The 10,345-nt window shown below is 48.4% G+C and carries 10 protein-coding genes; all 10 read left to right on the forward strand.

What is annotated here, in order from left to right; translation table 11 throughout:
• Positions 1–1,398, forward strand: a 1,398-nt coding sequence (gene dcuC, locus Q0546_RS00325; protein WP_366519245.1) for a C4-dicarboxylate transporter DcuC, incomplete at its 5' end; no start/stop codon positions are given.
• An 8-nt stretch (positions 1,399–1,406) separates the two neighbouring features.
• On the forward strand, positions 1,407–3,200 hold the full coding sequence (locus tag Q0546_RS00330; RefSeq protein ID WP_298789503.1) for a M3 family metallopeptidase: 1,794 nt from the start codon (positions 1,407–1,409) through the stop codon (positions 3,198–3,200).
• Positions 3,201–3,462: 262 nt separating this feature from the next.
• Positions 3,463–3,783: a DUF2325 domain-containing protein gene (locus Q0546_RS00335; protein ID WP_002949171.1), complete on the forward strand. Its 321-nt coding sequence runs from the start codon at positions 3,463–3,465 to the stop codon at positions 3,781–3,783.
• A 3-nt stretch (positions 3,784–3,786) separates the two neighbouring features.
• Complete coding sequence (locus Q0546_RS00340) at positions 3,787–4,503, forward strand: hypothetical protein (protein WP_298789505.1); 717 nt, start codon at positions 3,787–3,789, stop codon at positions 4,501–4,503.
• 11 nt (positions 4,504–4,514) lie between these two features.
• A complete protein-coding gene (gene fldA / locus Q0546_RS00345) occupies positions 4,515–5,006 on the forward strand; it encodes a flavodoxin FldA (RefSeq protein ID WP_009492535.1) in 492 nt (163 codons plus the stop codon).
• A 146-nt stretch (positions 5,007–5,152) separates the two neighbouring features.
• A complete protein-coding gene (locus tag Q0546_RS00350) occupies positions 5,153–6,034 on the forward strand; it encodes a class I SAM-dependent methyltransferase (RefSeq protein WP_298789508.1) in 882 nt (293 codons plus the stop codon).
• Positions 6,035–6,193: 159 nt separating this feature from the next.
• Positions 6,194–6,709, forward strand: a complete 516-nt coding sequence (gene luxS, locus Q0546_RS00355) for an S-ribosylhomocysteine lyase (RefSeq protein ID WP_298789510.1) — start codon at positions 6,194–6,196, stop codon at positions 6,707–6,709.
• Positions 6,710–6,915: 206 nt separating this feature from the next.
• On the forward strand, positions 6,916–7,491 hold the full coding sequence (locus tag Q0546_RS00360) for a hypothetical protein (RefSeq protein ID WP_298789512.1): 576 nt from the start codon (positions 6,916–6,918) through the stop codon (positions 7,489–7,491).
• A 215-nt stretch (positions 7,492–7,706) separates the two neighbouring features.
• Entirely contained in the window at positions 7,707–7,883 is a 177-nt protein-coding gene (locus tag Q0546_RS00365) for a hypothetical protein (RefSeq protein WP_298789514.1), read from the forward strand.
• Complete coding sequence (locus Q0546_RS00370) at positions 7,825–10,266, forward strand: molybdopterin-dependent oxidoreductase (protein WP_298789516.1); 2,442 nt, start codon at positions 7,825–7,827, stop codon at positions 10,264–10,266. The genes Q0546_RS00365 and Q0546_RS00370 overlap by 59 nt, the downstream gene beginning before the upstream one ends.
• Positions 10,267–10,345 lie beyond the last annotated feature (79 nt).

A 10,345-nucleotide genomic window follows, 5' to 3' on the forward strand; every position in this document is an offset into this window, starting at 1 on the left:
AATATGGCTGCTGCGGGTATTATTATCGGCACGGTAGTGCTGTTTATAGTGGGTTGGGCGATAGTGCGTGGCAAGTACGCGCCGCTCGTGCTTTTTCTTTCGGGCGTTTTTATGTTGATCTGTTCGGTCGCGCTGGGCACGGGAAGCTTCATGCCCAAACAGGCCGTAGCGACGGGCAACGCATACCTGAACATCATCGAGTTTATCCGTTATATGTTCTCAAACAGATTTGCAAATTTGGGCCTTATCATCATGTTTATGGTGGGCTTTGCGAGCTATATGACGCATATCGGGGCGAACCACGCTTTCGTCTCTATCGCTACGAAGCGCTTTGCTAGGATCAAAAACCCATACGTCATGGTATTCGTCGCATTTGCGGTGGCTAAGCTCATCAGCATGGTTATCACTAGCGCGGTGGGGCTTGGCGTGCTATGTCTTGCGCTGCTAGGACCCGTGCTCATCTCGCTTGGACTAAACAAGCTCACCGTAGGCTCGATCTGCGCGATGTCTGGAGCCGCCTCGATGGTGCTCATCGGCGCATCGACGGCCGCTGCGGCGAAGGCCACGCAACTTAGCATTTTAGATTATGTTTTCGTCTATAAGATCCCGGCCGCGCTTCCGACTTCGATCGTGATGGGTATCGCGCTCGTTTTTTGGAACAGGTATCTGGATAAAAAAGAGGGCTGGGTATGCAGCGAGCACGTGGGCGAAGTGATGGAATTTGACGGAGCGGTGCAAAATCCGCAGACCGCCGCGCCTAAAATTTACGCGATACTGCCGTTTTTACCGATGATTTTGGTGGTCGTATTTTCGCAGTACTGCATCGCCTCTATCAAGCTTGATATCTCGGCGATCATCATCCTTTCAGTCGTCATTGCGATGCTTTTTGAGGCGGTTAGGCATAGGTTTAAATTTGACCTGATCGCCGAAGGGGTCAAGGTATTTTTCCAAGCGATGGGCAAGAGCCTAAGCGGCGTCGTTATCCTTATCATCGCGGCCGGTATATTTGCCGAAGGCTTTAAGGCGCTAGGCATGCTAGATAGCATCGTAAAACTCGCAAATTCGCTAGGCTTTGGCGGATTTGGCATGTCGGTGCTTTTCGTCGTCATTACGACGCTAGTTACGATCATCTCGGGCTCAAACGGCGCGAGCTTCTACCCGCTCATCGAGATGGTGCCGCATATCGCCGCTAAACTAAACGTGAGCTCGGTTATGCTCGTGCTACCGATGCACCAGGCCTCCACTATCGCTCGCCCTCTCTCGCCCGTCGCAGGAGTGGTCGTCGCGATAGCGGGCATGCTAAAGTGCAGTCCGCTCGATATTGTCAAGCGCTGCAGCGTGCCTGCGGTCCTAGGTCTAGTTAGTCACCATATTTTCGTATTTTTACTCTCGTTGTGAGGCGCGAAATGCAGCTTCCTAGATGGACGTTTGAGGACGCGTACGGCGACTTTGACGATGCGAGATTTACGGATGCGCTCTCAAATTTGGACGAAATTTTAGGCGAGATAGAGGGGCTACTAGGTGCGGGCGGCGGGCTAAATTTGCTGATAAGCGCATACGAGCGCGGCTTTGAGGAGGCAAACTCCTTGCTCGCGTTTTGCCGCTGTAAATCAAGCGACGACACCAAAGATGAGCGAGCAGGAGCGGCCGAGGCTAAAATCAGAGAGAAATTTTTGCGCCTTGAGCGGACAAAAGAGATTATTTTTGAAAAGATAGACGCGCTAGATCCCTCTGATATCGCGCGCCAAACGCAGGAGTTTGCGCGGATAAAATTTCTCTACGACGAGCGCAAAAGTAGCTGGCGAGCAAAATTTGACGCAAAGGAGCGTAAAATTTACGAAGATGCGGCGGCTAGCAGTTTCGCTCCGCTTTACGGCGTATTTAGACATCTAAACAACCTCATCGCCGTGCAGGTTACAGATAAAAACGGCGCAAAAAGCCTCTATAATCTCTCAAAATGCGCGGGTGTTTTAAAAGGCTCGCCCGATGGGGCGCTGCGAAAGAGCGTGTTTGAGGGGCTATCGGAGCATTACGCTAGGCACGCGAGCCTATACGCCGACGTTTTAAATTTGCTTCAGGGCTTTAGGCTGTGCGAATTTAAGGCGGTGGGGACGGATATCCTCACGCCTAGCCTGCAGCAAAATAAAATCAGCGAGCAGGCCGTAACGGCGATGTTTGCGGCGCTGGATCAAAGAGCGGATAGGATCAGAGAGTGCGTGAGTCTGCGCGCGAAGTACTTCCCGCAAGGTAAAATTTACGCCTGCGATCTGCTAGCGCCCTCTCCGTTTGCTAGTGCTGACGAGATCCCGTACGAGCGGGCGATAGAGACGATCTGTGCGGCTCTGGGCGAGGTTAGCGAGGAGATACCTAAATTTATCAAAATGATGCTAGAGAAAAACTGGATCGAGGCGCAGGTGCGCGAAAACAAAGCAGGCGGCGCGTTTTATACGAGGTTTGATAAATTTCGGCAACCGCGCGTGTTTTCTAGCTACATGGGCACGCAGGCGCATATGATCCAGCAGGTGCACGAGCTCGGACACGCGTGGCACTACTGGATCATGCGCGATCTGCCCGCGCTGCACACGCAGTTTCCTATGACGCTGGCGGAGGCTGCGAGCACCTTTAACGAAGCCGTGCTACGAAACTATCTGCGAAAAAACAGCGCGGATAAAAATTTGCTCTTTGATATCTTGTGGCAGGAGCTAAAATCTGCGGCAAATTTCATGCTGCACATCGGCGTGCGGTTTGATTTTGAGATCGCTTTTTTAAAGGCTAGACAAAAGGGCGCGGTCGGCACGGCGCAGATAGAAGAGCTCATGCAAAAGGCGTGGCGAGGCCGTTATGGCGACTCGGTGCAGGACGCAGAGGGCTTTTTGCCGTATTTTAAACTGCACTTTTACAAAACCGATCAATACATCTACAACTATCCCTACACCGTCGGCTACCTGCTCTCGCAGTTTTTGCTGGGCGAGTTTAGGCGCGCGGGCGATAAATTCATCGGCGCATACAAGGCGTTTTTGCGCGAGTGCGGCGTGATGAGCGTCGAGGATTTGTTGCAAAAGCACTTCGGCAAAGACGCGAGAACGCAGGAGTTTTGGCTCGAATGCGTCGATAATGCGCTCGTTTACGCAGATGAGTTTAAGCGGCTCGAGGAGCAGATGGGTTTTGATAAGGCGGCAAATTTGGGCGGGCAAATTTGAATCTAAATTTGACTTATTTTTACCGTCGTTTTTAAATTTAAGAGCAAAAACGTCGAGCTTTTTGCTCTTGCCGCTTATTTGTCGAATTTGATTGCCGTTTCTTGATCCTAAAAGATAATTTTAGCAGTCAAATTTAAAACTACCTCTCAAAATTTACTATGCGTTACAAATTTGCACTTAACTGATAACAACTATCATAACTAAGCTATTTTTTAGCTAATCTATTTTATAATAATCACAATCAAATAAACAGGAGCCCAAAATGTCAGTTTTAGTTATCGGAGCCGACGAGATAACGCCTATAAAAGCAGTCCTAAAAGACCTCGGCGCGGAAGCGATCGAGCACTGGGATGCACGTAACGAAAACCGCGTAAATCGCAAACCGATCCCGCAAGATACCGAGTGCGTCGTGATGTTAACCAGTTTTTTAAACCACAACACGATGAAAACGATAAAAAACCAAGCCAAAAAGCGCAATATCCCAATCGTTTGCGCCAAAAGAAGCGTCAGCTGTGTGTTTAGCGAGTATTGCAAAGTCTTTGGGCTAGATAAGGAATTTGGATGCTGCAAGGTAAAAGACTAATAGATGAAATTCGGCTTTTTATCAGGTATTGGAGAAATAACTCCAAGTATTTTTTCAGGGCTTGACGCGGTAAATAAAGCCCGAATTTTTATAAATTTATACAACTGTTGCGCAGGTCGCGAGCTAAAAATCCCTCTAGTTTATGCGTATTCTGGCTTAAATTTGGAGGGAATTTTTCTAAAACGCATCGATGATCTGTGTGCTTTTAAAAATCATAGCCGAAGTAAAATTTCAAACTTTTGTATCGCCTCAAACGCCGTTATCTGCGCCTATAAATCAGGCAAATTTGACGCCGTCCCGCCGCTAGCCGTCTCCCCCAAGCACCCGGCCGCGAGGCTTATACTCATGCTAAAATCCCAAAACGGAATTTGTTTTGACGCAGACATAATGTTTTCTCAGTTTGTTTATGATAAAATACGCGCCAAACATTTTGATAAAAACGTTTATTTTCAAGACGGGATTATCTTTGCAGAGCAGGGCGGGCGCAAGCTTTTTGGCGTTATGCCGTGCTTTAAGGAGATAACCAAAGAGCGGTTTCATCTGGCTAACTGCGAGATTGCTAGGGGCTTTGAGGCGCTTAGCGGCGGGGAGTTTGACAGGATGTTTATCGTAGCTCCGAGAAATGCGAATTTCTCGCGCTACATTGAGGTCAGACGGGAGTGCGGATGCGGCGGATCGCTGCGGCTGGTGCCCTACACGATAAGTCATCATATTTTTTAAAGGAAATTTAAATGATAGGTATCATTTTTGGAAGCAGTATGGGAAATACTGAAGAGGCGGCGAGCTTTTTAGCCGAGAATTTGGGGCTAGAAAACGAGCTTTTAAACGTAGCAAACTGCGATGCGGCTAAGCTAAACGGCTTTGACAAGCTGATTTTGGGCGTTTCTACCTGGGGTACGGGCGATTTGCAAGACGACTGGGACGCATTTGATTTTGGCGGACTAAAGCTTAGCGGCAAGACGGTTGCGATATTTGGTACGGGCGATGCGGAGAGCTACGCGGATAGCTTTTGCGGTGCGATGGGCAAGCTATACGACGAGGTCGTAAAAGCGGGCGCAAACGTCGTGGGCGCAGTGTCCGTGGACGGATATAAATTTGACGAATCAGAAGCCGTAAGAGACGGTAAATTCGTCGGTCTGCCGCTTGATGCCGATAACGAAAGCGAAAAAACCGAGCCTAGAATCAGTGCTTGGATAGAGCAGATCAAACCTCATTTTGCTTAAAATTTAATACTTCTAGTCGGGCTTTTGCCCGATTTTTAACCCCAAACAGACCCAATCTAACTACTAAAATCGAATCTCTAAAATTTCAGTTTTCTTTAAAATCTTAAAGGTAGAATTAAATTTATTTTTTAAATTTAGGAGAAAATATGGCGTATCAAGAGGAGTATTGGCAAAACTTTTACGAAAAGGCATGGGCGACAAGGGCTAAATTTATGGATGAGTGCCTAAAAAACGGACTCAATAGCTATCAAGCCGTAAAAATGCTGGAAAAAAAAGAGCGGCTAAGTGAGTTAAGTTTGGATAACGTTACAAACGAGATGGTTTGGGAGAAGCGAAAGCTTTTTAGCACGAATGTTTTAAGATTCGTCGAAATCCCGATTGCCAGGCTTAGCACTAGACAAGGGGCTGAGCTAATCGTACCTTTTCACTCGTCGTTTAACTTTTACGATATGCTGATCGATATCATCGACGAGACGGGGCCATATGATAGTATCGTGGAGCTTGGCTGCGGATACGGTCGAAATTTGATTGAAATTTTTTATAGAGGCGGGCCGACGGATGTGCGGTATTTTGGCGGAGAATTTACGCAAAGCGGCGTGGAAATCGCTAGCAAACTAGCCGCCGCAACGCCTAAAATGAATGCTAAATTTTTCCACTTTAATCACCTAGAGCCTAGTCTTGAAGGGTTAGATTTAGGTAAAAAGGCCCTTGTTTTTACATGCCACTCTATCGAGCAGGTTAAGGAGATCCCGCCGCATTGGTTTGACGTAGTGGCAAACGCTGCGGATTTCGTGCGCTGCGCTCATCTAGAGCCGTTTGGATTCCAGATAGAAGGAGCAAACGACGCCGTTAGCGAAAGACAAAGAGGGTTTTTTAAAACTCAAGGTTGGAACGTAAATTTTGCCGAGACTTTCTTTAATGCTGCAAGACGAAACGTTATCGCTATAGACGATGCCATCGCCGATATCGGACTTTCTCAAGATCCTATGAATCCAGGCTCGCTAGCATTTTGGCATACAAATAAGTAGATGATCGGCTAAAAATTAACCAAAGCTGCCGCTCTTATGGTTGCGTTTCTTTGGCCATCGGCTTAGTAAATTTACGTAAATACAAATTTAGATCAAGCCGTGGCTAATAAAAATTTAGCTAAAATCACGTCGAATTTATGTTAAAAATAAGGAGAAAGTATGCCTCTACTAGATAGTTTTTGCGTCGATCACGTGAGGATGAACGCGCCTGGAGTGCGTCTGGCAAAGACGATGAAAACGCCAAAAGGCGACGATATAAGCGTGTTTGATCTGCGATTTTGCAAGCCAAACGAGGAAATTTTACCCGAAAAAGGCACGCACACGCTAGAGCACCTATTTGCGGGCTTTATGCGAGATCATCTAAACGGCAAGGGGGTTGAAATCATCGACATCTCGCCGATGGGTTGTAGGACGGGCTTTTATATGAGCGTGATCGGCGTACCGAGTGAGGAGGCGGTTAAGGCCGCTTGGACGGCGTCTATGAAGGATATCCTAGGCGTCAAAAACCAAGAAGACATCCCCGAGCTAAACAAGTACCAGTGCGGCACGTATAAGATGCACTCGCTTGATGAGGCGCACGCGATCGCAAGCAAAATTTTAGAGCGCGGACTAATTACGATAAATAACGAAGAGATCGCGCTAGACGTCGCTGCGATGGGGCTTAAAAAGCACTAATCGCTCGTTAAATTTAGCCGCCGTTTGTGCGGCTTTACTCTCGCGGCAAATTTTGGCAAAGCTCAAATTCGGCTCGGTTTGTCGCGTTCTAACCTCAAATTTTACTCTTTTAATATATAAAATCCGCTTCGTAATAAAATATAACGATGTAATTTTAAGCCGTAAATTTATAAAATTATACTAATAATTTTTCTTAAGGAAGTGCGATGAAAAGTTTTAAATTTGCTTTGATTGCTGCCTGTGCGGCGGCGATAAGCTTAAACGCCGATGTTTTAACAAAGACGACCGACATATCGCTAGGCGGTAAAAAAGTCGGTAAGATCGAGGTTTTAACGCCGGTTGAGGTTGTCTCCAAAGACGGAGCAAAGGCTAAAATAAAGGTAAAAGGCGCGGTTTCGGCAAACTACCTGGCTCAGATACAGCGAAGCGTCAAAAACGCCGAAATTTTCACGGTTTTTGATGCCGAAAGCGAGGCGAATTTTAAGAAAATAAAAGAGGTCGAGGACGACTACGGCGAGCTTTGGTATGAGGTCGAGGGCACTTATGAGGTCGCCGCGGACGCGCTGGGTAACGACGCAAACGCGCTATACAAACAGGCTCAGCAAAAGTACGAGGAGACCTGCTCCGCGTGTCACCGCTTGCACGAGCCAAACAGCTTTACGGCGGCTCAGTGGCCGGCAAATTTGCAGTCGATGATTGATACGAACTACGTATCGCTGGAGGAGACGGAGCTAAATTTGATAGTAAAATACCTGCAGCATAACGCAAAAGATGCAAAATAGGGCTTTGCGTGGTTAGCGCCGAGATCAAATTCGCTCGTCGCTTGAAATGTAAAATTTAGCGACATTCGTTCTTTAAATTTGATTTTTTAAACGGCAAATTTAACGCTACTAGCTTAAATTTGCCTGCATTTCGCTCGCTGCATAACCACGTTATTAAGAGATTGGCGAGCGTGACTAAACAAAATACGGTTTTAAAAAGCAAATAAGGGAAAAAGTTGCCTGATTGCGCAGGTGTCACAAGGTATGGGCGCGCTTTGGGCGAGTACAGGGAGTGTATACTCCCGCTCACGGCAGGGGTTTTGCTCCTGCAAAAAGTAAAAAAGGGAGAAACCGATGAAAAGACGAGATTTCATCAAATTTTCGGCCTTGGCGGCTACGGCTGCGCAGGCTAGCAGGATAGAGGGCGTCAAACAGACGATTTTCGATAACAAAAAAGTATTCGGCGCAAACAGATTCGGTACGTTTTGGGCAAATTTAAACTCATCGCAGATCGTTTCTGTTAGCGATTTTGAGGGCGATAAATTTCCAAACACGATGAACTACAGCCTGCCTGACTCCGTGCAGAACGAAAACCGCGTACTCTATCCGATGGTGCGCAAAAGCTACCTAAAAGCAAAAGGCGCGGCAAAGAGCGAACTGCGCGGCAAAGACGAATTCGTGCGCGTTAGCTGGGACGTCGCGCTTGATCTAGCTGCCAAAGCTCTAAAAGAAAACTTCGACAAATACGGCGCCGAGGCGATTTATGGCGAGTGCTACTGGTGGGGCGGCAGCGGTAAGGTCAGCTGGGGTCGTACTGTCGCGCACAGGATGCTAAAAGTGCTAGGCGGCTACGTGGAAGAAAGCGGCGACTATTCGACCGGAGCGGGTCTAGTAATCATGCCTCACGTGCTAGGCGGTAGTGCGGTTTACGACGCGCCGACGAAGTGGAAAGCCATCGTCAAAAACGCTAAAAACGTAGTATTTTGGGGTACCGATCCTATCGTGACGAACCAAATCTCATCAGTCCCTCCGACTCACGACGGCTACGTAGGCATGCAGGAGCTCAAAAAAGCCGGTATCAAAACCTATAGCGTAAACGTCATGGTAAACGACACCGCGCGCTACTACGGCAGCGAAAACATCATCGTGCGTCCAAATACCGACACCGCGCTCATCATAGGTATGTGCCATTATCTGTTTACGAACAACCTATACGACGAGGAATTTATCAAAAAATACACGGTCGGATTTAATAAATTTAAAGACTACTTCCTCGGCACGCAGGATAAGGTCGTAAAAGACATCGAGTGGGCAAGCAAAATTTGCGGCGTACCTGCGGGCACGATAGCGCAGTTTGCGACGCGCCTAGCTAAAGAGCCTACGACCGTGCTGATCGGCCGCGCGTTACAAAGAGCCGACCACGGCGAGCAGCCTTTCTGGGCACTAGTGGTGCTAAACGCAATGCTAGGACACGTGGGTAAAGAGGGGCTTGGATTTGAGTTTAGCCTAGGATACGGCTCTGCGGGTGCTACGGATAAGATCGCTCCGGTGCTAAAAGGACTAAGCACGCGTATCGACGAGAAATACGAAAACGTAGACGGCGCGCCGTGGAAAACGACTAAAAACATCACTATCCCGTCCTCTCGCAGCATCGAGGCGCTAGAGCATCCGGGCAAAGAGATCGACTACGACGGCACTAAGATCAAGCTGCCGCACATGAGGGTCGCATACATGGCCTCAGGCTCGATGTTTACGCGCCACCAGGACGTAAATAACATCGTAAAACAGTGGCGCAAATTTGACACGGTTATCACCGCTGAGCCGTACTGGACTAGCACCGCAAAATTTAGCGACATCGTGCTGCCGGTAGCTATCGAGGTCGAGAGAAACGACATCAACCAAACGGGCTCTACGGGCGAATACATCGTGGCATATAGGCCGGCGATAGAGCCGATGGGCGAGAGCAAGAGCGACTTTTGGATCTGCGAGCAAATTTGCAAACGCTGGGGTAGAGGCGAGGTATTTAGCGAGGGCAAGGACGAGCTAGGCTGGATGAAAGAATTTTACGCCGACGCGGCCGAGCAGGCTAAGGGGCTAAGCTTAACCATGCCTAGTTTTGAGGAATTTTACGAAAAAGGCTACGTGAGATTTGAAAAAGACAACACGGAAACCGAGCTTTATACGCGCCTAGCGGCCTTCCGCGAAAATCCTGCCAAAAACCGCCTAGGCACTCCGTCGGGCAAGATAGAGATATACTCGCCGACGATAGCGAAGATGAACTACGCCGACTGCCCGCCGATGCCTACGTGGATCGAGCCTAAAGAGTGGCTAGGCAACGCTAGCAAAAAGTACCCGCTACACGTCGTTAGCCCGCACTCTCGCTACCGCCTGCACAGTCAGCTAAATAACTCTATCATCAGAAATTTCGCCGAAGTTAGTGGTAGAGAGCCTGTGCTAATGAATCCAAAAGACGCCAAAGAGCGCGGCCTAGCCACGGGCGACGTCGCACGCGTATTTAACGACCGCGGCGAGATACTAGCTGGCGTGCTAGTCACCGATATCGTGCCTGAGCACGTCGTAGCTATCTGCGAGGGCGCATGGTACGACCCTGAAAAATGGGGCGAAAAGAGCCTCTGCCAGCACGGTTGCGTAAACGTGCTAACCTTTGACAAAGGCACGTCCAAACTCGCGCAAAGCAACTCGGCTCACACCGTTCTAGCGCAGATTGAGAAATTTAAGGGAGAGATTAGGCCGATAACGGCGTTTAGCAAACCTAAAATCCTACAATCTTTGTAGAGTTTAACGCGTCGTCTCGCGAGTGCTTTTGAGAGAGATTTGAAATTTTAAGTCTGCGGCAGACTACTTGTCTAGCCTT

Origin of the sequence: uncultured Campylobacter sp. (genome assembly GCF_937997465.1) — a bacterium.
In the GTDB taxonomy this organism is placed as follows: domain Bacteria; phylum Campylobacterota; class Campylobacteria; order Campylobacterales; family Campylobacteraceae; genus Campylobacter_A.

What these genes read in the sequence shown, in the direction of transcription:
- Q0546_RS00330 (WP_298789503.1), top strand. Translation starts at nt 1,407, where the DNA reads ATGCAGCTTCCTAGATGGACGTTTGAGGACGCGTACGGCGACTTTGAC.
- Q0546_RS00335 (WP_002949171.1), top strand. Translation starts at nt 3,463, where the DNA reads ATGTCAGTTTTAGTTATCGGAGCCGACGAGATAACGCCTATAAAAGCA.
- Q0546_RS00340 (WP_298789505.1), top strand. Translation starts at nt 3,787, where the DNA reads ATGAAATTCGGCTTTTTATCAGGTATTGGAGAAATAACTCCAAGTATT.
- fldA (WP_009492535.1), top strand. Translation starts at nt 4,515, where the DNA reads ATGATAGGTATCATTTTTGGAAGCAGTATGGGAAATACTGAAGAGGCG.
- Q0546_RS00350 (WP_298789508.1), top strand. Translation starts at nt 5,153, where the DNA reads ATGGCGTATCAAGAGGAGTATTGGCAAAACTTTTACGAAAAGGCATGG.
- luxS (WP_298789510.1), top strand. Translation starts at nt 6,194, where the DNA reads ATGCCTCTACTAGATAGTTTTTGCGTCGATCACGTGAGGATGAACGCG.
- Q0546_RS00360 (WP_298789512.1), top strand. Translation starts at nt 6,916, where the DNA reads ATGAAAAGTTTTAAATTTGCTTTGATTGCTGCCTGTGCGGCGGCGATA.
- Q0546_RS00370 (WP_298789516.1), top strand. Translation starts at nt 7,825, where the DNA reads ATGAAAAGACGAGATTTCATCAAATTTTCGGCCTTGGCGGCTACGGCT.